This is a genomic window from Timaviella obliquedivisa GSE-PSE-MK23-08B (assembly GCA_019358855.1).
GTDB lineage: Bacteria > Cyanobacteriota > Cyanobacteriia > Elainellales > Elainellaceae > Timaviella > Timaviella obliquedivisa.
Genome location: JAHHII010000005.1, coordinates 165,732 through 190,055, shown reverse-complemented (window position 1 = coordinate 190,055; position 24,324 = coordinate 165,732). Strand labels below are relative to the sequence as shown.

Genomic DNA, 24,324 nt, shown 5'->3' with positions numbered 1-24,324 from the left:
ATCATCCTAAACAAATTGGGAACAGTAGCCTTAGATCCAAAAAATCAAACTTTAGGCTTTCTAGTATCAATCCAATGCCAGTAATATTACTGTGTCTTTATAAAATCGTTATAGAAATTGTTGCTGAAGGGCTGGCGGGGAAGCTGCTTTAGAGAGCTTAAATCAAAGCGTAAGCAGTACTCGTGTTTATGGGTGCAGAACGTCAGCAGAATAGTTCGCAAACCTTATTCCATTGTCTGGAGCGGGTTAGCTTAAGGAACAAGAGCATGACTCTTCCTCCTAATCACCTAAGACTTGAACGAACTCGAACAAAATTAGTACGCTCGTGAGCGCTAATTGGATGTGCTTTTTATGGCTTAAACCCCTTTTTAGCAGGTTAGGAGTAGGGCAGCTTCATTATTGATAAAGAAAATGGGCGTTGCTAAATAAAAGTATGCGTCGATTCAAAGCCCCTCTCCTGAAGGAGAGGGGTTGGGGAGAGGTCTATGTTGCTACGTTGCCGACTACCTAACTCCTAACTCGTTTCCTGCTCTCGCAGGAAACCAGATTTTCATACTTTCATTCAGTAACGCCAACTTCTTGATGCCGACAAGCAAAATGGTGCAGCGTAGCATTGGGAATGGGTAGAAACCACGATCGGGTTACGACTTCCGCCCCGACATTACCAGCGATCGCGTCCGATTAACTAGCTGCCCAATTCCGATATCCCGCTTGAAAATGCTGTGGAGCAGAATGTAGAAGCAAGGAATGATAAACAACGTTAGTAAAGTTGCCAGAGTTAAACCGGAGAACACCACAATCCCTAAGGGCTGTAAAAATTCTGAACCTTCGCCAATGCCTAGCGCCAGAGGAAACAGCCCTAAGACAGTGGTAATAGTCGTCATCAAAATAGGGCGCAAGCGTTGAGGAGCAGCTTTCATAATCGCAGCAGCACGATCGAGTCTCTCTTCCTCTCGAATTTGGTTTGCCGTCTCCACCATGATGATGGCATTGTTAACGACGATCCCAACTAGCAGCACTGCACCAACAACAACAGTAATACCGATCGCGGTTTGTGTCACGAACAACCCAAAGATACCCCCCGCTAACGCTAACGGAACGGTCAAGATAATGACCAAGGGATCAACCAGAGAGTTATACTGCACTGCCATGACAACAAAGACTAAGAAAGCTGCCAAGCTACCTAACCCAACCAAAGCACCTTGAAGCTCTTTGTTTGTTTGCCCAGCATAGCTGGGCAAAACCGTCACGCCATCCGGCAAATCTAGCGTGGCGACAATTTGCTGCACTTCCTCCAGCGCAGCGCCCAAACTAGCCCCTTTGTTGAGGTTGCCTGCAATCAGAAAAACAGAACGCTGGTTAATCCGCTGAATCTCGCCAGGAGCTTGCCCGTCTTCAATTTTTGCAACGTCACTTAACCGCACCAGCGCACCATTATCGACAAATAGCGGGAGTTGCGCCAACTGTGAGGGTTGTTTGAGCAACGCTTGATTGAGCTGTACTCGCACATCCACCAGACGCTCATTGCGCTGTAATTGAGTAGGCACAGAGCCTTCGATCGCCGTTTGAATGGTGCTACCGATCGCCTGAGTTGTTAAGCCAAGAGCATTGGCGCGCTCCCAGTCAGGACGAATTTGCACTTCAGGTTGGCGATCGTCTGCATCCGGACGAAACGCAGAGAGGGTCACCTGTTCATCTAGCGCTGCTAGTACTTGCCGACCTGCCTGCCGTAACCCTTCCGTGTCTTCTCCCTGAAGCACCACGTCTACTTCAGCGCCCCGTAAAGGTGAGTTGTTCAAAGTTAACCCACGCACTGAACCTGCCGAAACCCGTACCCGAATACCTGCAAGGTTAAGCTGGTTCATTTCTTGCGTTACTCTTTCCCTAAAGTCCACAACATCGCTACCTGCTTTCAGCGTCACACTGCCTGAACTGCGCGATGGGTTCGCCGACACCGAACTGCCAAACAGCGAACCGCCTGCTGTAGTGAAAACATAATCTGTCTCCGGCTGTCTTAAAAGCACATCGTCAACCGCTGCCATCACGCGCCGATTGGTTTCCAGCGAGGTACCAGGCGGAAACTGGACATTAACATTCGCCTGCCCGGTACTGATGCGCGGTAAAATTTCTTGCGGAATCTGACCTGCCATCATGACACCGCTGCCGCCTAAAATAACGAACGTCGTCACAACGACGATCGCCGGACGACGGATCAACTTTGCCAGCGTATTGCCATACGATCGGGTGGCACCGTCCAACCGTTGGTTAAACGCCCGTAGAAACCACAGCCGATGGAGACCGCTCGACCACTCAATCGCAAAGAGTCGAGCCGCCAACATTGGCACAACGGTCAGAGCGACAACGAGTGAAGCGACAACCGCAAAGCAAATTGTCAAAATGAGTTCGTTAAACAGCAACGAGATGAAGCCGCCTACAAGAATAAAGGGTACTACCGCGACTAGGTTAGTAGCGGTCGAAGCCACAAGTGACGATTCAACCTCACGACTACTTTCCTCAACGGTTGCGATTAGGGTACGAGCGTAAGTGTTGTGTCCTTTACCGTTGTGACTCCCGTTACCGTTGTGATTACCGTTGCTGTTGTGATTGCCGTTATTGTTGTTACCATCAAGGCTGTGATTCTCCGCAAGAGTGGCTTGGCGATCGAGCTTGAGCATTTCTACTCTTCTGCTGACGTTTTCGAGAATTACAATTGAGGTGTCAACGGCTTGTCCGACAGTGATTGCCAAGCCACCCAAGCTAAAAATGTTGAGCGAGAAGCCAGAGAACTTCATGGCGATCGCCGCCGCCAATATACACAGCGGAATCGTCAGCGCAATAATGAACGTCTGCCGAAGTGATCCTAAAAAGATGAAGACGGCGATCGCTGCCAGCACAGAACCAGATAGACCCGATGTGATCACATTTGCCAGTGAATTGCGGATAAACTTCGACTCATCCAATGTAGGTGTAATGATCATGTCGGCTGGAATCAGCCCCGATTGACGCAACTCTTCTAAGCGTTGCTTGACCCCATCCACTACCGATACTGTATTGGCATCGGGCTGCTTCTGCACGCTAAGTTTGACTGCTTTCTGCCGATTCAGGTTGACCAGTACTCGCTCGTCTTCAGTGCCATCAATTACATCAGCAAAATCACGCAGATACACCTGTTGAGGTGAAGAATTTTGAGTACTGAGGGTTGAGTTTTGAGTTGAATTAGTCTGCTCACTAAGGGTTGATTGCGAAGCGCTACTTCCGCTTCCTCCTACTGCAAAGGATAAATTTTGAATCTCGTCTGCATCCTGGAAGCGTCCCACTGCCCGCGTTAAGGGTTCTGAATAATCGCCCCGAATGCGTCCACCAGAGACATCTTGATTGCGCTGCTCCAACTCATCCAGCACATCAGTTAGCCCAATGCCTAGAGCTTGCAGACGATTTAGGTCAATGTTGACGCGAACTTCCTCCTGTACGCCGCCCGAAACATCCGCTGACGCAACGCCCGCCACGATGTTGAGTTCACGAGATAATTCTTCATCAGCAAACACGCGTAAGTCAACATCGCGCAACGAAGGCGACGTGAGCGCCATTTCATAAACGGGTAGCTGCGACGGGTCTGCTTTAAACAGGCGGGGTTCTTCGATCGTGTCGGGGAGTCGGCCACGGTTACGGTTAAATGCTGCCGTCGCATCATTGAGCGCCTGCTCTACGTTGCTGCCAGGATTGAAGTATAGATCTAAGCTGACTTGTCCTTCTCGCGTTTGCGAATAAACTTGAACTACTCCATCGGTCGTAGAGAGGGCTTCTTCCAAAGGTCGGGTAATTTCATCGATCGCGACTTCTGGCGAAATCCCTGGGGCATCTAGGCGCACCCCAATGCGAGGATAGGTCACAGAAGGTAACAGATCGACAGGCAGTTGACTCATGAAAAAGACCCCGACAATCATGACGGTTAGAGTCAGCATCAATGTCCCGATGTGCTGTCGGATCGAAAGCGTACTCAGGCTGAAACCAGACGAGGAAGGGTTTTGCATGATGGCTAAATGCAGTAAGGATAAAGGGCAGAGAATAAGGATGTGCTAGGCGTTACAGTGGGCTAGGCGTTCTGGTGTGCTAGGCGTTACAGTGTGCTAGGCGTTACAGTGGGCTAGGCGTGATTGCTAGGCATTGGAAGACAAAGCGCAAATAAGATTTTATTAATTTGACAAAATACTCAAACGCACCGAGTCACCGTCTTTGAGTGGCTTACTGGTGCGCGATACGAATCGTTCTCCTGAATTTAGACCCGAGAGAATTTGGACTTTACCATCAAGTTGTTCACCGAGCGCTACTGATCGAGCGGTCACTTTTGCCTGTTCACCCTCACCTGTCACAACAAACAGCGTCCCTTCTGTGTTTTTAGGTTGTGCTTCAGCCCTTGCTTGATTATTGGCTGAATTGCTAGATTGTGCTCCTGTACTTGCCCCTGACTGTCTGGCATTTGTCCGATCGTCCTGCAAAGCTGCAAGCGGTACAACTACCCGATCGAGACTAGTTTGCGTGAAGCTGACTCGGGCAAGTAATCCGCTACCAACTTTACCCGTTGGGTTAGGAATCGTCACTTCAACCGGAACCAGGCGGGAGGTTGGATTGGCAGCCGGTGAAACTCGCGTTATTCTGCCTGCAAACTGCTGATTGGGAAAAGCATCCAGCCGCACTTTAGCAGTTCTGCCCACCTCAACATTTGCCAAATCAAGTTCCGAAACTTGTACCGTCACCTTGGCTTGACTGAAGTCTCCGATCCTCACTACCTCATCGCCCACTTGAAGTAAATTGCCCTGCTCAGTCGATCGCGTGAGGACTGCGCCGCCAATGGGAGCCGTCAATACTGCATACGATCGCTGCTCTTGCCGCTGAGCAATAACTGCTTGCTGAGCCGCAATTCGACCGTTTGCAGCCACGATCGCTTGCTCCTGGCTACGAACTTTTTCTTGCGACGACTGCAAAATTTGTGCAGCCGTTTTTGCTTCTGTGCGGGCTTGCTCTGCTTGCTGCTGAGCGATGGCACCGTCTCTCGCTAGCTTGGTAAAACGGGCTGCATCGGATTCGGCTTGCTGAAGTTGAAGACGAGCCTGTTCCACCTGCGTTTCCGCATCACTGACTTGTGCTTGAAGTTGGCTAATTTCTGAACGCCGCGATGCTAATTCTGCCTCTGCTTCAGTTGTCGCCGCATCTAAGAGAGAATCATCAATTTGAGCCAACGTTTGCCCCCGCTGCACGCGATCGCCCACGTCCACATTTAGCTGTCGTAGCTGACCTTCTGCTTGGGCACGAAGCGCAACTTCTTGTAGAGGCTGAGTGCTACCTGTATACTCTCGGGCTGATTCTAGAGGTGCTGTAGCCGCGATCGCCACATCAACAGCCGCTGTCTCTTGACCCTGAGCCGAGCCAGGGGGACGAGTTTGGGCATCAGCCGCCCCTTTAGGCAAAAAGCCACAGCCTGAAAGCGTGACCACAGAGGTAGTTAGCATTCCCCAGCGCAATAGCCAAGCTAGACTCGATGGCTCGGTCGCCCGCAAGGACTTAAACCGCAAAGAGGCGAGTAATGGAACATGAGAAACCATAAGAGTCTGGTGCAGTATGCAAAGTGGATAACGGCAAGAAGAGAGAGGTTACAAATTCATATCCCATAACTGTAACTAACTGTAACAATTATTTCGCGATCGGAAAATCTACAGAGCAAACTATCTGCCAAAAATCTTTTACAACAAATGTTAACCGATCGCTACATAGGGTACTGAGAGCTAGTCTCTGTCCATAACTGAAAGCTCCAGGAAAGTCTCTGCCTCACAGTAGTCAATGCAGCCTACTGGGTGACTCAATCGCCCTTATACTTCGTATAGAACATTATTAAAACCTAGTTAACAAGGTTAATAAACAGAAATGGCGATCGCTTATACATAACTTTAGACAGATTTTGTGTAAACAGAAGACCTCCCAATCGGAAGAAACTTTAGAACTGTTATCGGAAAAAATATGTCTATAGACAGATCGATTTCTCTAATCAGTTAGATTCTCTATGGACTTAGAAATAGTTGCCTTAGGAGCTTATGCAACAGCCAAGCTGGATCTCTACTTTGCTTGCTTTGGATCTCTACTTTGCTTGCTTTGGATCTCTACTTTGCTTGCTAATGCTAGAGGGTTTAACCATAGTCTAGTAAAACGTAGTAAAAAGCCTTTCTTATCCCTCCTCAAAATCTATCTTAGAGCATAATCCTTAAGTCACTTTTCCTCTTATAACAAGGTGAGGTCGAAAAAATATAGGTGACAATGATTTTAGGCAAGACAGAGCCAAAGCAAGACCAGGAAGATATCTTTATCTTTCCAACTTCATTTGCGCAACAGCGATTGTGGTTTATTGAACAATTGTCTAAAGACTCTCTGTATGTTATTCCGCTTATATTTCGACTTACAGGTCTGCTAAAGCGATCGCAGCTTAATCAAAGTATTCAGGCGATCGTTCATCGTCATGAAGTCCTCCGAACAACCTTTAATGTTATGGAAGGACAGTTAGTTCAAGTAGTTGCTCATCAATCACTCTTGCCAGTGGGATGGACTGACTTACGAACATTAGCCGTTAGTTCTCGTGAAGATACTGCGCTTAGACAAATTTGGCAGGAGATTCAGCGACCTTTTCACCTAGACAAAGAACTGCTGTTTCGAGTCCACTTATGGCAACTCCATGACACTGAACACCTCTTACTAATGACCCTACATCATATTGTCTTTGATGAATGGTCAAGCGGTGTCTTAATCCGAGAATTGAGTGAACTCTATGCAGCAGCAGTTGAAAACAGAGCGGCTGTGTTACCAGAATTACCAGTTCAATACGCCGACTTTGCTTACTGGCAGCGAGAATGGTTGCAGGGAGAAGTACTAAACTCTCAAATACGTTATTGGAAACAGCAGTTAAAGGACGTTCCTGTTTTAGAGTTGCCTGGTGCTATATCTCGTTCACTAGCGTATTCTTCAGAACAAGGACATCGCGGTGCTAGCCAATTGTTAGAGATGCCGCAGCAACTACTAGATGCCCTGGAAGCATTAAGCCAGCAAGCTGGCGTGACGCTGTTTATGACCCTGCTAGCGGCATTTCAGACGTTACTGCATCGTTACACTGGACAGACAGACATGGCGATCGGCTCTCCTATTGCTAACCGTCATCGCAGTGAGCTAGAGGGGCTAATTGGGTTTTTGGTCAATAGCCTGGTATTGCGGACTAACTTAGCAGGCGATCCCACCTTTCGCGAGTTGTTAGACCGGGTTCGGGATGTCACTTTGGCGGCGTATGCTCACCAAGACCTGCCCTTTGAAAAGCTGGTAGAAGAATTACAACCGATTCGTAGCTTGGGTCAAAATCCGCTATTTCAGGTTGTTTTCGCATTGCAAAATACACCGATGGAGCAACTGATATTACCCGGATTAGTTCTAAATCCAGTAGAGTTGCAGACCAAGACTGCGCGTTTTGCTCTAGAAATCTATCTGTGGAAATGCACAGATAACTTTAGGAATCTGTGGGGAAAAGGCTGGCAGCAATCGGACGGACTACGCGGCGTGATGGTTTATAACACTGAGGTTTTTGACCCCGCAACGATCGCTTCTGTGGGGCATCATTTTCAGGTATTGCTAGAAGAAATTGTGGTAAATCCCAATAGTCATCTTTCTGCCCTACCCTTGTTAACGTCTAGAGAACAACAGGCATTGTTACAGCAGTGGCAGGGTAGTTCGGTTGTTGATTCTGCAACCAGTTGTATTCATCAACAATTTGAAGCACAGGTTAAGCAAACCCCCACGGCGATCGCGGTTAAGTTTGGCGATCAACAATTTACCTATCAGTCACTAAATCAGGGCAGTAACCAACTGGCACGGTATTTGCAACGGCTAGGAGCTTACTCTAATAAGCCTATCGGAATTTACCTAGAGCGAAGTGTGGAAGCGATCGCGGCAATGTTAGCGGTTGTTAAAGCAGGTGGTGCTTATGTTTTTCTTGATTTTAGCTATCCTCCGGAACGACTCCAGTTTATAGTGAAAGATGCTGAAATTACAGTGATTTTAACGCAAGTAGATTGGATAAATTCACTTCAAACTGATCAAGCAAGGCTCATCTGTTTAGAACAAGAATGGGATGCGATCGCTCAAGAATCGGACGAGAATCTACCTCCTGCTTGTACGCCTGAGCAATTAGCATATATTATGTATACCTCTGGCTCAACTGGAACGCCTAAAGGAGTTATGGTGCCGCATCGAGCCGTAACTCGACTGGTGTGTGAAACCAACTATGTCCAGATAGAACCTGGTGATCGGGTGGCACAGGTCGCGACCCTTGCTTTTGATGCAGCAACCTTTGAAATTTGGGGTGCGTTACTTAATGGCGCACAATTGATTGGAGTCGAGCGAGAAACTACGCTTTCGCCTCCTGATTTTGTTGCAGAATTACAGCAGCAGCAAATTAGTATATTATTTCTCACAACGGCGTTATTTAATCAAACGGTAAGTCAAGTTCCCAGTGCCTTTCAATCCCTTAAATATCTCTTGTTTGGGGGCGAGATTGTGAGTGTTGATCGGGTGCGATCGGTGCTTCACCAAGGTAAACCGCAACATCTCATTCATGTGTATGGGCCAACTGAAAATACAACGTTTTCTACCTGGTATGAAGTAGAACAGGTTCCACAGAACGCTACAACCATTCCGATCGGTCAAGCAATTACCAATACCCAAGTTTATCTGCTAGATGAAAATCTGCATCCGGTTCCCGCAGGGGTCAAAGGCGAAATTTATTTAGGTGGTGCTGGACTCGCTCAGGGATATTTAAATCGTCCTCAATTAACAGCAGAACGGTTTGTTCATACCCAATTTTCATTACTCTATAGGACAGGCGATCGCGCGCTTTACCGTTCTGATGACAATCTTGAGTTTTTAGGACGAACAGACCATCAAATTAAAATTCGAGGATTTCGGGTAGAACTGGGTGAGGTCGAGAGGGTTCTCACTCAACATCCCAGGGTACAAACAGCAGTGGTAATTGTAAGAGAGTTAGATGACGATCGCCAGTTGCTTGCCTACGTTGTACCCAAAGCTTCAGAAATACTAACAGAGCGTGATCTACAATCATTTCTCAAAGCAAAACTACCTGTCTACATGATGCCGACTGCATTTGTTGTAATGGATACTCTTCCTCTTACTGCCAATGGCAAAATAGATCAGAAAGCGTTGCCACATCCTCACCTCATTGTGCCTCATGTGCCCCAGGAAAAAGGTTTAGCAACTCCAACAACTTCGCTAGAATCCTCCCTAACTGAACTCTGGACTCAACTCCTGGGACGCAAACAAGTAGGCGTTCACGATAGTTTTTTTGATATGGGTGGACACTCTCTGTTGGCAACTCAACTGGTTTCCCGTATCCGCGATCGCTTTCAGGTAGAATTGCCGCTGCGCAGTTTATTTGAAACTCCCACGATCGCAGAACTAGCATTAAAGATTGAGGCTTTAAAGTGGAAAATTCAGCCAGATAGAAATCTTCAAGAAAAATTGGGTTCGCAACGACGGGAAGAAATAGAGCTATGACAAACTGGACGATCGCTGAATTAATTTCTCACCTTAAAAGCCTGGATGTACAGGTATTTATTGAGAGCGATTTCAATCCCTTTGACGAGATGCGCTTGCGCTGTACTGCCCCAGAAGGAACTCTAACCCCTGCTTTGCGACAAGAATTAGCCGAGCGCAAAGCCGAAATCATCTTCTATCTAAACCAACAGCGATCGCAATCGATTCAGCCTTCTATAACGAATCAGCCTGCTACTCAGGGAATGCTGTTTCCCCTGTCTTTCGCTCAGCAGCGATTATGGTTTTTATATCAACTCACACCCAACAATCCGTTTTATAATGTGCCTGCCGCCATTCGCTTAACAGGAACGCTAAATAGAACTGCGTTAGAGCGATCGTTTTATGAAATTGTGAATCGTCATGCTGCCCTTAGGACAACGTTTACAATACTTGATGGACAGCCTGTTCAGGTAGTTTCACCCGACACTAAATTTGAGTTATCGGTTGTCAATTTACAAACGGTTACTGCAAGCGATCGAGAACGCATCAGTCAACAACTCGCAACGACTGAAGCCCAGCATCCGTTCAATTTAACTACCGATTCTCTCTTACGAGTAACGCTGCTACAGTTTACTCCCATTGAGGCAGTTCTGTTGCTGACCCTGCATCATATTGTTGCTGATGGTTGGTCATTAGGAGTTTTAATTCGAGAGCTATCTTTTTTCTACACAGCATTTGTTGAAGGACGCATCCCTATATTACCACCCTTGCCCATTCAATATAGCGATTTTACCTGCTGGCAGCGCAATGAAATGCAGGGAGATATTTTAGAAAAACAACTGATTTATTGGCGCAGCAAGTTACAAGATTTACAAGTACTACATCTACCCAGCGATCGCCCTCATCCATTAGTTCAGACCTATCGAGGTGCAACCTATCCATTACAGTTTTCTCCTACGCTAACTCAGGCGTTAGAAGCGTTTAGTCAGCAGTCAGGAGTCTCCTTGTTTATGACTCTATTGGCAGCCTTTCAAACATTGCTATATCGCTACACAGGACAGGAAGATATTGCGATCGGTTCCCCAATTGCTAATCGTCATCGCAGCGAATTAGAAGGGCTAATTGGATTTTTTGTGAATAGCCTAGTGATGCGATCGAATCTATCGGGCAATCCTAACTTTCGTACGTTTTTGGAACAGGTGCGGGAAACGACCTTAGAAGCTTATGAACATCAAGACTTACCGTTTGAGAAATTAGTAGAAGAACTCGATCCCGATCGCGATCTCAGTCGCAATCCTTTATTTCAAGTTGCTTTTGCACTGCAAAATGCTCCGATGCAGCCGCTAGAATTACCAGGGTTGATGTTGGAACCCGCACCTTTGAGATCAGGCAGCATTCGATTTGATCTAGAGGTTCACCTGTGGGAATCGGCTCATGGACTGCGGAGCTTATGGCAATCTCCGGAAGGTTTAAGCGGCTTCATTTCCTATAGCACAGACTTGTTCGATCGCGACAGAATTAGCCGTTTAGCCGGACATTTTCAAACCTTACTAGAAGGTATTGTTTCTGATCCCGATGCGTCATTGTCAGACTTGCCTCTACTCACCGCTACAGAGCATCAACAGGTTTTTGTTGAATGGAATCAGACTGATTCGGAACAAACCAATGACCATTGTTTTCATCACATTTTTGAAGCACAGGTGGAACATGACCCAAAAGCGATCGCCCTCATATCGGAACATAGATCGCTTACCTACGGAGAACTGAATCAACACGCTAACGATCTAGCACAAATCCCGATCCAGATGGGAGTTCAGGCAGATACCCTCGTGGGGCTATGTGTCGATCGGTCTGCGGATATGGTAATTGGAATCTTAGGAATCCTTAAAGCTGGAGGAGCTTATGTGCCGATCGACCCTAGTTATCCCAGCGATCGGCTTCACTTTATGCTGACTGATACCCAGGTTTCAATTCTGCTGACGCAATCTTGGTTAGTCAAATCTTTACCTGAATCGCAAGCGACAACAGTTTGTTTAGATCAGCCCTTACCGCTAAACTTAGGACTTGATAAGGGAGTTTCTTCAACCCCCGAGCATCTAGCTTATGTGATCTACACTTCTGGTTCGACAGGCATACCCAAAGGAGTTCTTGCACAGCACAAGGGTTTGTGTAACGTGGTTGAAGCACAGCGGCAAGTCTTTCATTTGTCTCGCAGCAGTCGGATCCTTCAATTCAGTTCTCTAAGTTTTGATGCCTCTATTTTTGAAATTGCCTTAGCATTAGGTTCTGGTGGCACGTTATATCTTCCTCCTAAGCCTGCCCAGATGCCAGGAATAGCATTGGTGCAATTTTTAGAAGACAACGCCATTACCCATGCTTTGCTGACTCCAGCAGTCCTGGCTGTCTTACCGTCTGCGGAACTCCCTGCCCTGCAAGTACTGATTACGGGTGGAGAAGCTTGCTCTAGTCAAGTGGTCGATCGCTGGGCAGTAAATCGTCACTTTTTCAATGCCTACGGTCCGACAGAGACAACCATCTGGGCAACCATTGCGAAACTTTATCCAGGCGATCATCCTCTCAAAATTGGTCGTCCTATTCTTAACACCCAGATCTATATTCTAGATACCCATTTGAATCCCGTTCCGATAGGCATTCCAGGGGAGTTATACATCGGTGGTGCAGGACTTGCTCGCGGCTATCTCAATCGTCCAGGATTGACGGCAGAACGGTTTATTACAACTAAGCGATTAGCGCTCTACAAGACTAGCGATCGCGCCCTCTTTCAAGCGGATGGAACGATCGAGTTTTTGGGACGAGTTGATAACCAAATTAAACTTCGAGGTTTCCGGGTTGAATTAGGCGAAATTGAAGCGACATTACAACACCATCCTGCCATTCAAGATGCGGTAGTAGTTGCCTCTGGGGAATCTAGTGAAACCCGTCTGAGCGCTTACTTCAGCCTCGACCGCCAACATTTTCAACAAACCCAGTTACGATCGCTTCAAACTCAACACATTCAACACTGGCAAACCCTCTATAATCAAACCTATCAATCTTTTATCCCCAATCCTCAATTCAATATCACGGGCTGGAACAGCAGCTATACGGGCAACCCGATTCCCCTAGAACAAATGCAAGAGTGGGTCAGCGATCGCGTTCAGCAAATTCTTGCGCTTCAACCTAAACGGGTGCTAGAAATTGGCTGCGGTTCTGGGTTACTACTCTTTCAAATTGCGTCTCATTGCGATGAGTATTGGGGCACAGATTTTTCTGAGGCTGCTTTGGAGTCTATTCAGCAGCAATTAGAGTCACTTAATCTTTCTCAAGTTAAATTATTTCACCGGATGGCAACTGATTTTGAGGGCATTGTTCCTGAGGACATGGAAACAGCAGCGTTTGATGTAGTCATTTTGAACTCAGTCGTGCAGTATTTTCCAAGCCAGGATTACTTGATGCAGGTGATAGAAGGAGCAATAAAGACAGTGGCTCCGGGTGGCGTTTTGTTTCTTGGCGATGTGCGAAGTCTACCTTTATTAAGGGCTTTTCATACCTGGGTGCAATTCTGTCAAGCAGATGCCAGTGTGGAACGAAATCAACTGCGGCAACAGGTAGAACGATCGCTGTTTGAAGAATCGGAACTGGCGATCGATCCAGCTTTCTTCCATGCCCTGCGCCATAAATTTCCCCAAATTCGACAGGTGCAGATCCGGCTTTCACGCGGGCATAGTCAAAATGAAATGACACAGTTTCGCTACAATGTTTTACTGCACATAGAAGATCAATTAACAAGCATTAATCAACCTGGATCAAGCTCATCCGACTTAATTCAAAAACATAGCTGGAAACTTAATCCAATTACTGTCGAAACCGTTAAAAAGAATCTGCTTGCAACTGAACCCGAAATATTGATAATTACTAGCGTCACCAATAGTCGGGTCAATAACGCTGTTAAAGCTGCAACTTGGTTATTGAATGGCAATGCTCCAAAAACCGTTGGACGAATGCGAGATAGATTAGAGAATGACGTTGAAATGGCGATCGCTCCTCAAGAGTGGTGGGATTTAGAAACAGTGTTACCCTACGCTGTAGAAATTACTTGGTCAACTCAAACCAATGCAGGCAACGCTTATACAGGCGACGCTTATACAGGCGACTATGATGTGTTGTTGATCCGGCATGGCGTTGATGCATCTGCTGCTTTGTCAGTTCAGCAACTCTGTCTAGATGGGAATCATTACACGAACGAGCCATTGCTTTCTCAATTTGCTCGTCAACTCGTTCCCGCACTGGGTCAACACTTAGGGAAAACCTTACCCAGCTACATGATACCTTCCGATTTTTTACCGTTAGAAAATCTTCCCTTAACTGTCAGTGGCAAAGTCGATCGCCGCATACTTTCGTCATTTAAGCAGAGTTTAGCTCACTCACCCAGTCTAGCGATCGCACCTTCAACCCTAACAGAATTAACACTTACTGATATCTGGAAAGAACTCTTACAGATCAAGCAAGTGAACATGAATGATAACTTTTTTGAGATGGGTGGACATTCCTTACTGGCGACACAGATGACCTCTCGTGTACGAGATGCTTTTGGACTAGAACTTCCTCTGAAGAATGTGTTTGAAGCTCCCACGATCGCCCAACTATCGCCCCTCATTGATACCCTACGCAACACGCCCTTAACCTTGCAAGCTCCCCCACTTGTTTCACTTGATCGATCGGTTTACCGCCACAAACGATCGACATTATCCACCAGTAATCCTCAAGTTATTCAAGATCTGTCTGCTCCAAAATCACTAGCCAACGCTCAGATTGTTGCCTCCAATGAATTGGGCACAGGCTCTAGGTCGCCCCTGGTACCCTTAACTTTGGGCGGAAATAAGCAGCCTTTTTTCTGTGTGCATCCCATGTTTGGCGTTGTGTTTCCCTATTTAGAACTAGCGCAACATTTGGGCAACGATCGCAGTTTCTACGGACTCCAACCCTTAGGGCTAGATGGCAAATCCAAACCCCTAAACCGAATTGAAGCGATCGCCGCCTACTATATTCAAGCTATTCAAATTCTCCAGTCCCAGGGGCCCTACTTTCTGGGAGGTTGGTCGTTTGGTGGACTGGTCGCCTTCGAGATGGCGCAACAGCTTATCCACGCAGGACAAGAAATTGCCCTGCTAGCAATTCTCGATACTCCGGCTCCTACTCACCTCCAACCTTCGCTCTATCAAACTCTGAAGTATCTCTTGGGAACTGCCCTCTGGTCTACACTGCCGTTTTTGCTAGATTATGGGGCGATCGCAACGAATCGATTTCACGCCTGGAAGCCCTGGCTCTCTCGCTGGCAGTGGTCGGCGATTGTGCGCCAACTCCCCGAAGAATCACAATTACAGCTACTAGATGAATCCGCGATCGCACCCTTGCTGCAAATTGTGTATGCCAATAGCCAAGCAGCCTATCGATACATACCACAGAAGTACTCTGAGCGTATTACCTTGTTCAAAGCGATGGAAGGCTCTGACTTCACGGGGCAAAACTCAACTTTAGGTTGGAATACATTAGCAACTAATATCCAGTTACATCACGTACCAGGAAACCATCTCTCTTTATTAAAACAACCTCATGTTCAAACTTTGGCACAGCAGATTCGACCATACCTCTTGTAAGATACTCTTGTTCTAACCTTAGAGAGTTTTCTACATTAACTATCTAAAGGACGATGAGTTTCCCGTATGGCTCTCGCTATATTTGCATAACATATTTCACCTGATGGACTCACCTCAATCGAAACTTTGTACTCAAAAAGTATTCAAGATTCTGCTCAATTCTCAAAGTCCTCTAGCTCAAGCCCAAAGGCAGGAAATACCAGCATGAATATCTTTAGTGCAGCCCGATCGATCGCCAGAAATGTTACTCAGTATGCTGTTCGGTGGATTAGTGGAACGGCAAGTGGAACAGGACAAGTACTGGGACATTTAGCAAATATACCCGGATTAAACAATCCATTTGTGCGAAGAGTCGCTAGTGTGTTGAGGTTAGATTGGCTGCTTGGCATCACGAATCGAGTTGATGTTGAAAAAGTTAAAACGAATGTTCAAACACTACGGCAGCAGCATCCTAATGAATCACCTAGCCAAATCGTACATCGATTAATGGTGAAAAAAGCCGTTGATGCTGGAAAAATTGGATTCATGAGTAGTTTGATTCCGGGGCTAGCTGTGGCACTTTTAGCGATCGACCTAGCTGCCACGACTGCTCTCCAAACAGAACTCGTCTACGAAATTGCGGCAACTTATGGCTTAGATTTAGATGATCCAGCGCGTAAAGGCGAGGTATTAGCCATTTTTGGATTGTCGTTAGGCGGCAGTAATGCAGTCAAGGCAGGACTGGGCTTTTTAAGAAATGTGCCCCTTGCCGGAACCTTGATTGGGGCTAGCACAAATGCAACAATACTTTATGCTGTAGGGTATGCAGCCAGCCGCTTTTATGAAGCTAAGCTCGATAGTGCTGGTGCCGAACCTACGACTGAAGCACTACACCAAATTCAGGAGGAAAGTGAGCAGTATTTAAACACTGCGATCGCTCAAGAAATGGTAATGGATCAAATTCTGGCGCACATGATTTTGGCGAGCTATCCTAACAAAACTTGGGAAAACATTTTACCTGAACTAAAGACAATCCAGTTTGAACCCAACTCTCTCAAAAATATTCAAGCAAATCTGCGATCGCCTCAGCCCTTAGATACCCTATTGCAGCAGCTAGATTGTGATTTTGCCGTACCGTTATTTGCTCAATGCCAACAGCTTGCTCAAAGCAATCGGCTGATTTCTATAGAAGAGAATAAGATCCTAGAGGCGATCGCGAGCAAGTGCAAAACAGAGTTGCTTTAAGTACCTTTCCAGGCTCAATACTTGCCTATTATCTTGCCAATTAGGACGGGTATCAGGCTAGAACCAGGGTTTATAAGGTAAGAGCGCATTTCTAAAAAAAGAAATGAATACGATCTTTGACCAGATAATTCATATGCTCAGAATTTCCCATAGAAGAATAATTTACCTTAGATTTCCTTAGAAAATCTAGCGTTGATGAATAGAGAGATCACTTAATGTGAAACAGGAAAATTTAAATAAGTTCTACAAATCTGAAATTAATCGCACTTTCCTCAATATCGATCGCAACACAGTATCTTCTCTAGAAACGATATCGATTTTACCCTCCATACCTACTTGAATCTGGCAACGGCGATCGCCCTGGCTTAACATCAAATATTCCGGTTCTAGGGTAACTTCATAATAGGGTGAAGACACAGCGCCCTCTGAAGCTTTGGGCGGCGCGATCGCATCAGGGGAAACTGATTTAACAACGCCCGATAACGTACCATAGTCGGGATAAGGGCAGGCAGAAATACGAAGTTGAGCAGTTTGACCGATAATGATTTTACTAATGTCTTGGGCGGCTACCAGGGCTTTAATGACTAATCGTGCATTACTAGGAACAATTTGGGCGATTTCCTCGCCGGGTTGCATTGTCTGCCCAGCGTTGCGCAAGGTTAATTTAGCGATCGTGCCATTAGTAGTGGCAGTAATGGTGGCTTTGCTGAGATCATGATGGACTTGGTTCAGTTCTTGCCGATCTAGCTCTAGCTGATTTTCAATTTGAATTTTTTGCTGAGTTAGCGCTTGTTGTTCTTTGGTTAAAGCTGCTAGGGTTGCCTCACCCATGGCGTGCTCTTGAGCAACTTTCTCGGTCGCCGCTATCACCTCGGCTGAAGTCGGATTGAGCATTGCCTCAGCCTGTCGCAGCTTGGATTCTGCTGCCACGACTTCTTGCGCCTGCTGCTGCGCCGCTAGCTCTGCTTCTTCTAACCGATCGCGATCGAGTGCTCCTACCGCAGCAAGAGGACGATAGCGCTGTAATTTTACTTGAACTGCGGTGGATGCAGCAGAAGTGGCTTGCAGAGAGGCTTTTGCTTGTGTCACTTCAGCGCTAGAAATGATCTGCTGGTCTTGATACTCTCGTAGCCGTTGGCTATGTTCAGCTTGAGAAGAGGCGATAGCGTGCTCACGGCGATCGGTTTCTGCGGTCATTTGGCTGTCTATCGCACGGACTTGCGCCTGTATCTGCAAAAGTTGGAGTCTTGCCTGCCCAATACTATTTTGAAGCTGCGCTTTTTTCGTTTGCAGCTGCGAGTTGTCAATTCTGGCAATGACTTCACCTTGCTGCACGGTCTGGTTTTCGCGAACTTGCACTTGCACTACAGTTCCTGCGGTTGCGGCTTGCACAAGACTTAGTTCACCCGTCGGACGAATGATAGCGGGTGCTTTGACGGTAACTCGGTATTGTGCAACAGAAGCGATCGCCACTGCAACTCCGATCGTGCCTAGAATAAATAGTCCACCAAACTTTACCCAAGCAGCCAGCGGTGGCAAAAAATCTTGGGTTTGTAACAAAGGTAAATCCCCTGATTCAGAGTTATTAAGCATGAAATCTCCATTAAAGTTAAGAATGAGCAGTCTTGAGGGCAAAGCCATTCACTGACGCTGTAACAGGGTTGAAAAACTTGAGGTGAACGCCAGGTTGTTGAGATAATTCTGTTGGAGTTCCTTGAATGCTTATCTGTCCGCGATCGAGCATGACAATCCAATCGGCTCGTTGAATTACGTTAGGACGATGGCTAATTAGAATCGTTGTTTTACCTTGGCGATGCGACAAAATTCGGTCTAACACTTCTGTTTCGCTAGCTGGATCGAGTGCGCCAGTGGATTCATCCATGATTAGCACAGGTGGATTAGGGAGAATGGCTCTGGCGATCGCCAATCGTTGCCGCTGCCCGCCAGAAAGGTTTGCACCAAATTCTCCGAGTACAGTTTGATATTTATCAGGTAACTGGCTGATAAACTCGTCTGCTCCCACAATTTCACAGGCTTTAACAATTTGCTCAAACGTAACGTGTGGATCGCTAAAGCGGAAATTATCAATGATCGATCGGCTCCAGAAATGCGGTTCTTGAGGTACCAATACCACCTGTTGCCGCAGACAATCTAACGATAAATCTTGCTGATTGTAAATGCCATAGCGAATGTTTCCTGAATCAAGGGAATATAATCCTGACAACAGTTTAACTAACGTGCTTTTACCACAGCCAGACTTGCCGATTAACGCCGTTGTTTGTCCACCCGGAATTTTGAGCGAGAACTGATTCAGTAGCTCGACTCGTCCAGAATGATGAAAGCTTAGATCAGAACAAAGAATATTTGCATCTACTGGGATTTCTGCCCAAGGCTTTTTAGCATCCTGCTCATCTTCGGGTGTGGCATCAATGACTTCATTAAGACGCTGGATCACGATCTGAGCCGTGATGAATTCATTGGCTAAGCCAACTGCCGAGGCTAAAAATCCGAAGAAGTTGCCGCTCAAGCCGTTATAAGCCAGAAGCTGACCAATACTCAAGGTATGATTAATAACCAAGTAACTACCAAACCACAGCAGCAATATACTCGCAAATGTTGAGAGAATGTCGGTAATCGTGCCGCTATATAGCTCCAGTTTCATCATGCCCCAGCCAAGGTTGGCGAGACGACCAAAATTGGTTTGATATTCCTGCCAAGCCTGCGGTGTCGCGTGGCTCGTTTTGAGGATCTGCATCCCTCGAAAAGTTTCTACCAAAAAACCCTGGTTCTCGGTTCCTAGCATAATCAGACTACGGGTTTTCTGGCGCAGCATTGGCAGAAATAGCAAATTAACCAATGTTACGAACACAAAGACGACCAGTGAAGCTAACGTTAAAATTCCGCTGTAGAACAGCATGAATCCTAGAGAAACGACTGCGATAAAGAATTGGCTGGGTAACCCTAAGGCAATTTGTGAGACTAAGGCATGAATTTCATCGACATCAGAAATTCGGCTAACCACTTCACCGCTGCGTCGTCCTTCAAAATAAGTCAGGGGCAAGTGGAGGAGCTTACGTCCATATTCTAAAATCAAGCCAAACTGCAAGCGTTGACTAAAATAACCAATTAGATGCGACTGAATTAACCCGATCGCACTCCTCACTAATGTCATCACAATCACACCGATCGCCACTACGCCTAATAATTGCGTATCTCCTCGCACTAACACATCATCGGTCAGAAGCTGCATCATTAACGGTGAAGCCAGCGACAGCAGCCCGATCGCCACATTCAGAACGATCGCTTGAACTAAAATCCAGCGATAGGGCAACACTCGCTGCAAAAATCGACCAAAGCCACCCACCTGATCTTCTGGCTGTTGCTCAAAGCGGCTTTCGTCTGGCAGTAGCAGCAGCATAATTCCATTATTCCATCCAATGAGTAGCTCCTGCCGAGTCAGATGCCGGATGCCAATGCTAGGATCGGACACAATATATTTGTTGCCGCGTTTTCCGTATAGCACAACCCAGTGACATCCCTTCCAGTGAATCACAGCAGGCAAGGGAATTTCATGGAGTCGATCGATCATTTGCGGTGTTGCTTTGACATGGCGAACGTTAAACCCTAGAAGTTCTGCACCCCGACTCAAACCTAGCAGCGTTGTACCGTGCGACACGGTTCCTACTGCTTCGCGAATCCGAGCGATGGCAAAGGTTCGTCCGTAGTACTTGGCAACGGTTGCAATGCAGGCAGCACCGCAGTCTTCTTCGCTATGTTGCAAGATAGTTGGATAACGCATAAGGGTAAATAAAAGGATTAATCAGGGGCTAGTAAAGATGACTTTTGAACGCCAGTCGTCTTTCTCTTTACCTTCAGATAGGAAAGTTTGTTGTGATCGATCACGGATCGATCACAACAGAATAGTTATTAATCTGTCAAAAAATTGACATGACTGAATTGGAAGTATGAGCGCTGCTGAATGAAAGTATGAACCTAAATTAAAGCCCCTTTCCTTTAGGAGAGGGGTTGGGGAGAGGTCTGTTTAGCTGCGTAGCCAATTTGACCTAACCCCTAACTCCCTCCCTTGTAGGGAAGGGGAACTAGATTTTCGTACTTCCATTCAGCAACGCTAAAGAATTTAACTGCGTGGTACCCCACAATTAAAAATCAGCAGAACAGAAAATCAACAGAGCACTAGAACGGTGCTGTGAATGTTACTTCATAGCGAGAACCGTTCCCTGAGATAGTGCGCTTCTGCGAATTGCCGTTGATACCAGAGACAACGAAGCTACCTAGAGAAGCATTGTTATTGCTCTTGTCGCGCAGACGAACTGTAACCTTAGCACCTGAACCGCCAGCTTGACTAAAGTTAGCAACACTACCTTTACGCATAGTCTTCGTTGCACCAAAGCTGGTATCGGTACCATTGAACGTGGCAAATACTCGGTCAGAACCACCACCTGCTTCTAAGCAGCGCAGTTGCAGAAGCTGAACGCGCAGACCGCCTTCAACGATCGCCGCTTGTTCAGGCAATACTTCTGTAAAAAGTTGTTCATCGATCGCATTGAGTTGATTAGAATGTGTCATGATTTTTCTCCAATTAAGTGATAGGATAAGAGGGTTAATGTGTACAGCCTTGGGATATCTTTGTGACTGATCTGGTATTGCAGTTCGATCGCTGGATATCTTGCTGATGACCTCACCTGATCACAATGTATTTGACTCATGCAGTTCTGACAGTAGGAAAAAGTCAGAAAAAGACGGAGAAGAATAGACATACCCAAAAGAATATTTACGAGAAGCAATAATTTAACGTGCTATTCGCTATTGTTTATCTAGATGTAATCAAGAACTCCGCAGTGATCTAGGCAATGCAGTGCTAGGCGCGATCGCGGTCTACTCAGCCTCTTCGAATTTTCAAACCGTTCTAGGACAATCTTGGCATCTTCAATCTAGCGGCGATTGGATTACTGGCACGTTGACAAATCCCAATAATATATCTGTTCCGTCTGCGCCTAATTATTTCTTTGCAGATAGTTATATCTTTCCAGGTGTACGATCGCTCTTTTCTTCTGATATGAATGCTGGTACAACTCTGCAAGGAACCCTAATCTTCAATAAGCTTCGAGTTCGACTTCAAGGTTCATCAGGCAGTTCTCGTATCTTTGTTATTGATGTTGCAGCGCGACGGATTTAAGTTTGACAGTTATGCGCTCAACGGAGCTATAAACGAGGTAAAATATGGTGCTGCGCAACTAGCGTCAGTAAGATAGCAAAAGCTAGAATGACTTCTTAAACATCTGTATTCTGTATCCCCTAACCCCGTGAACCCATCTCTTCCAGAAGATCTTCAGCAATCGATTCAGCAAAGCTTGCAAGATATTGCCTTACAAATGGGAAAATCGCTGGATCAGAGCGTAGCAGAACGATTATATCAAGATGCTCATGATCTACTTAATCACATTTTGTATGAACCACTTACCTTAGCGCGGGTAGCAGGAACATTGCTAGTGTACGAGGTACAAGACACAGAAGCGAAAGAAATGGAGTGGTTCAAATCTCAAGTGCAGCAATGCTCGGATGATGAAGCGGTTGAAGAGTTAATTGAATCAATGCATCGCACTGATGTCCTGTAGGCTAGGGGCGCAAAAAAATCGTTAACGATCTACAGAGTTGGGTTCGATTACTCACACATTTTAGTTTGACTGCAATATAGCAGATTGCTGATGATAATAGTTCTGGCATTGCTGAATGAAAGGATGAATCTGCTTAGAACCCCTTTTGTAAGATGGCAGAGGAGTCGGAGTTTTATACTGTTATTGACCAACGCTGCCATTAAAAATTAAAAGTTCTCAGCGATCGTACAGTCAGAAAAAGTCGTGAAAAGTCTGCCACGAATCTCCGACTTTTCACGACTTTTTCTGACTAGGAAAAAACAGAAAGCCGTGTAAGTTAGTGCTTATTGCAAGAGCAATCTAAATCTTTAGAACTTACGGAGAAAATCAAATGGCTACTGTAAAAAACAAAGGCACAAAAGCTGCGGATATCTGGAATGGTACGCCGGGCAACGACACCTTTTCAGCAGGTGCTGGTGATGATGTCTGCATTGCAGGTGCGGGTAACGATAAAATTGATTGTGGTGCGGGCAATGATGAAGCAGATGGCGGCAAAGGTAATGACATCATTGATGGTGGCAGCGGCGGCGATACGATTGTAGGCGGTGCTGGTGCCGATAAACTTTCGGGCGGCATAGGGGATGATGATATCTCTGGGGGTGCTGGCAATGACAAAATTTATGGGGGTGCTGGCGACGACACTTTAAATGGAGGTTCGGGTAGAGATAAAATTTACGGTGAAGCAGGCGATGATAACGTTAGTGGTGGATCTGGAAATGATTATCTTGATGGTGGAGATGGAAACGACTTTGTGATTGGAGGAACAGGCAACGATCGCATGATTGGAGGCTTAGGAGACGACACACTCGTTTGGAATGAGGGTGAAGGCAATGATGTCATGAGTGGGAATGAAGGTCGGGATACAATTGAGATAAATGGTTCGCCTGCTCGAGGAGATAACTTTGTTTTGGGTAAGAACTCTACTGGGAAAACTTTTTTTGAGCGAGTTGGATTAGATGGACAAGCTATTGGTCAATTTAACCTTGTTGTAGATACGGCTGAAGTGTTTGATGTCAGCGGTGAGGGTGGCAACGATACATTTGTAGTGAATGATTTAATGGGGACAGGAGTAGAGGTTATTCAGTTTGATGGAGGTGCAGGCAACGACGTTCTAGATGCTAGAGCCAGCAATACCCGAGTTGTGGTTAATGGTGGCGAAGGTAATGATATTCTGACGGGCGGCACAGGCAAAATTGTGGTGTCACCCACAAGTACATTAGGCGATACCTTAACCGGTGGAGCAGGTCAAGATAAATTCCAATTCTTAGTTGATCCATTCTCAGGCGGTAATCCAGGGCAAAACCTCAATCAACCGGATGTGGTTACTGACTTTGAGTTCAGCACTGATCAACTCGTGTTTAGCAAACAGCAGTTTGGAATTAACCAGTTTAATTTCCAAAAAGGGCAGGTTGGCAACTTACAGGATGGTAACTTGTTAATTCTGGAAGGTCAGTTTGCGGCTGCGGGTGCGGCTGCGCAAGCGATCGCCGCCAATAATAATATCAAGGCGGACAAGGGTATATTTGTCTACTTCAACAGCACTTTAGGTATTAGTCGAGCCGTTTTTTCGCAAGACTTAAGCGATGGGGGTGCCTTCAGCGTTCAGGCGAACCTGACGAACCTTAATGCGGCAGCGCAACAGGCAAACTTTACAGCGGCAGATTTTGCTCTAGCTTAATAAGCCGTAATCAACTCAATTCAGACAAAAATTATCAAAAGGAGACTCTGATGCCTATGGAAGCCAATAAGGCGATCGTGCGTCGTTTTTACGAAGAAGTGTTCAATCGACGTAATGTTGAATTGATTGACGAACTCGTAAAAACTGAGTTCATTAACCATGATCCGACACCTGTCGCGGCTAGAGATCGGGAATCAATGAAACAGTTCATCAAGACGCTAACGATCGCATTTCCTGACCATCATCACCAAATTCAAGATCTGATTGCAGAAGGCGATAAAGTGGTAATGTGTTGTACTCTCACAGGCACCCATCAAGGAATTTTTCCAGGGTTTCTAGAAATATCGCCAACTGGCAAATCAATTTGTCAGCCGCAGATTCATATTTTACGAGTGCAAGATCATCAAATCTCAGAACATTTTGTCGTTCGAGATGATATGACTATCATGCAACAGCTTGGCATTATTTCTGAGCCAGAGCCGCTGCATCTTATGTCTGCCCATAAAGTCTGATT

The 24,324-nt window shown here is 46.2% G+C and carries 12 protein-coding genes; 7 read left to right on the top strand and 5 right to left on the bottom strand.

Annotated elements, in window-relative coordinates:
• Window positions 1-641 precede the first annotated feature (641 nt).
• Together KME11_11390 and KME11_11385 are read right to left on the bottom strand one after the other, a co-directional pair.
• Entirely contained in the window at window positions 642-4,031 is a 3,390-nt protein-coding gene (locus tag KME11_11390) for an efflux RND transporter permease subunit (protein ID MBW4515819.1), read from the bottom strand.
• Window positions 4,032-4,193: 162 nt separating this feature from the next.
• Window positions 4,194-5,600 carry an efflux RND transporter periplasmic adaptor subunit gene (locus tag KME11_11385; GenBank protein MBW4515818.1) on the bottom strand — a complete coding sequence of 469 codons (1,407 nt, stop codon included), beginning with the start codon at window positions 5,598-5,600 and terminating at the stop codon, window positions 4,194-4,196.
• Between the two features lie 706 nt (window positions 5,601-6,306).
• Between KME11_11385 and KME11_11380 the strand changes: the two genes are divergently transcribed.
• The 3 genes from KME11_11380 to KME11_11370 all read left to right on the top strand — a co-directional run bounded on the left by KME11_11380 (window position 6,307) and on the right by KME11_11370 (window position 16,457).
• The gene (locus KME11_11380) at window positions 6,307-9,597 is read left to right on the top strand and encodes an amino acid adenylation domain-containing protein (GenBank protein MBW4515817.1); all 3,291 of its coding nucleotides are present in this window, start codon (window positions 6,307-6,309) and stop codon (window positions 9,595-9,597) included.
• On the top strand, window positions 9,594-15,233 hold the full coding sequence (locus KME11_11375) for an amino acid adenylation domain-containing protein (protein MBW4515816.1): 5,640 nt from the start codon (window positions 9,594-9,596) through the stop codon (window positions 15,231-15,233). Before KME11_11380 ends, KME11_11375 begins: the two co-directional genes overlap by 4 nt.
• Before the next feature lie 204 nt (window positions 15,234-15,437).
• On the top strand, window positions 15,438-16,457 hold the full coding sequence (locus tag KME11_11370; GenBank protein ID MBW4515815.1) for a hypothetical protein: 1,020 nt from the start codon (window positions 15,438-15,440) through the stop codon (window positions 16,455-16,457).
• Window positions 16,458-16,700: 243 nt separating this feature from the next.
• On the opposite strand, the gene KME11_11365 is transcribed toward KME11_11370, so the two are convergent.
• From KME11_11365 to KME11_11355, 3 genes are all read right to left on the bottom strand, one after another.
• Entirely contained in the window at window positions 16,701-18,050 is a 1,350-nt protein-coding gene (locus KME11_11365; protein ID MBW4515814.1) for an HlyD family efflux transporter periplasmic adaptor subunit, read from the bottom strand.
• A 16-nt stretch (window positions 18,051-18,066) separates the two neighbouring features.
• Window positions 18,067-20,256 carry a peptidase domain-containing ABC transporter gene (locus KME11_11360; GenBank protein ID MBW4515813.1) on the bottom strand — a complete coding sequence of 730 codons (2,190 nt, stop codon included), beginning with the start codon at window positions 20,254-20,256 and terminating at the stop codon, window positions 18,067-18,069.
• Between the two features lie 395 nt (window positions 20,257-20,651).
• On the bottom strand, window positions 20,652-21,044 hold the full coding sequence (locus KME11_11355) for a hypothetical protein (GenBank protein ID MBW4515812.1): 393 nt from the start codon (window positions 21,042-21,044) through the stop codon (window positions 20,652-20,654).
• A gap of 289 nt (window positions 21,045-21,333) precedes the next feature.
• Here KME11_11355 and KME11_11350 point away from each other — a divergent pair, with 289 nt between their 5' ends.
• The 4 genes from KME11_11350 to KME11_11335 all read left to right on the top strand — a co-directional run bounded on the left by KME11_11350 (window position 21,334) and on the right by KME11_11335 (window position 24,322).
• Window positions 21,334-21,654: a hypothetical protein gene (locus KME11_11350; GenBank protein MBW4515811.1), complete on the top strand. Its 321-nt coding sequence runs from the start codon at window positions 21,334-21,336 to the stop codon at window positions 21,652-21,654.
• A gap of 196 nt (window positions 21,655-21,850) precedes the next feature.
• A complete protein-coding gene (locus tag KME11_11345; GenBank protein MBW4515810.1) occupies window positions 21,851-22,093 on the top strand; it encodes a hypothetical protein in 243 nt (80 codons plus the stop codon).
• Window positions 22,094-22,463: 370 nt separating this feature from the next.
• On the top strand, window positions 22,464-23,810 hold the full coding sequence (locus KME11_11340) for a hypothetical protein (protein ID MBW4515809.1): 1,347 nt from the start codon (window positions 22,464-22,466) through the stop codon (window positions 23,808-23,810).
• 50 nt (window positions 23,811-23,860) lie between these two features.
• Window positions 23,861-24,322 (top strand): ester cyclase, encoded by a 462-nt coding sequence (locus tag KME11_11335; protein ID MBW4515808.1) that lies wholly within the window; start codon window positions 23,861-23,863, stop codon window positions 24,320-24,322.
• The last annotated feature ends 2 nt before the right edge of the window (window positions 24,323-24,324 follow it).

Bases quoted from the DNA above. Each gene is read 5' to 3' on its own strand.
- KME11_11345 (MBW4515810.1), top strand. From the start codon at position 21,851: ATGGGAAAATCGCTGGATCAGAGCGTAGCAGAACGATTATATCAAGAT.
- KME11_11370 (MBW4515815.1), top strand. From the start codon at position 15,438: ATGAATATCTTTAGTGCAGCCCGATCGATCGCCAGAAATGTTACTCAG.
- KME11_11380 (MBW4515817.1), top strand. From the start codon at position 6,307: ATGATTTTAGGCAAGACAGAGCCAAAGCAAGACCAGGAAGATATCTTT.
- KME11_11385 (MBW4515818.1), bottom strand. From the start codon at position 5,600: ATGGTTTCTCATGTTCCATTACTCGCCTCTTTGCGGTTTAAGTCCTTG.
- KME11_11375 (MBW4515816.1), top strand. From the start codon at position 9,594: ATGACAAACTGGACGATCGCTGAATTAATTTCTCACCTTAAAAGCCTG.
- KME11_11390 (MBW4515819.1), bottom strand. From the start codon at position 4,031: ATGCAAAACCCTTCCTCGTCTGGTTTCAGCCTGAGTACGCTTTCGATC.
- KME11_11365 (MBW4515814.1), bottom strand. From the start codon at position 18,050: ATGCTTAATAACTCTGAATCAGGGGATTTACCTTTGTTACAAACCCAA.
- KME11_11335 (MBW4515808.1), top strand. From the start codon at position 23,861: ATGCCTATGGAAGCCAATAAGGCGATCGTGCGTCGTTTTTACGAAGAA.
- KME11_11355 (MBW4515812.1), bottom strand. From the start codon at position 21,044: ATGACACATTCTAATCAACTCAATGCGATCGATGAACAACTTTTTACA.
- KME11_11360 (MBW4515813.1), bottom strand. From the start codon at position 20,256: ATGCGTTATCCAACTATCTTGCAACATAGCGAAGAAGACTGCGGTGCT.
- KME11_11340 (MBW4515809.1), top strand. From the start codon at position 22,464: ATGGCTACTGTAAAAAACAAAGGCACAAAAGCTGCGGATATCTGGAAT.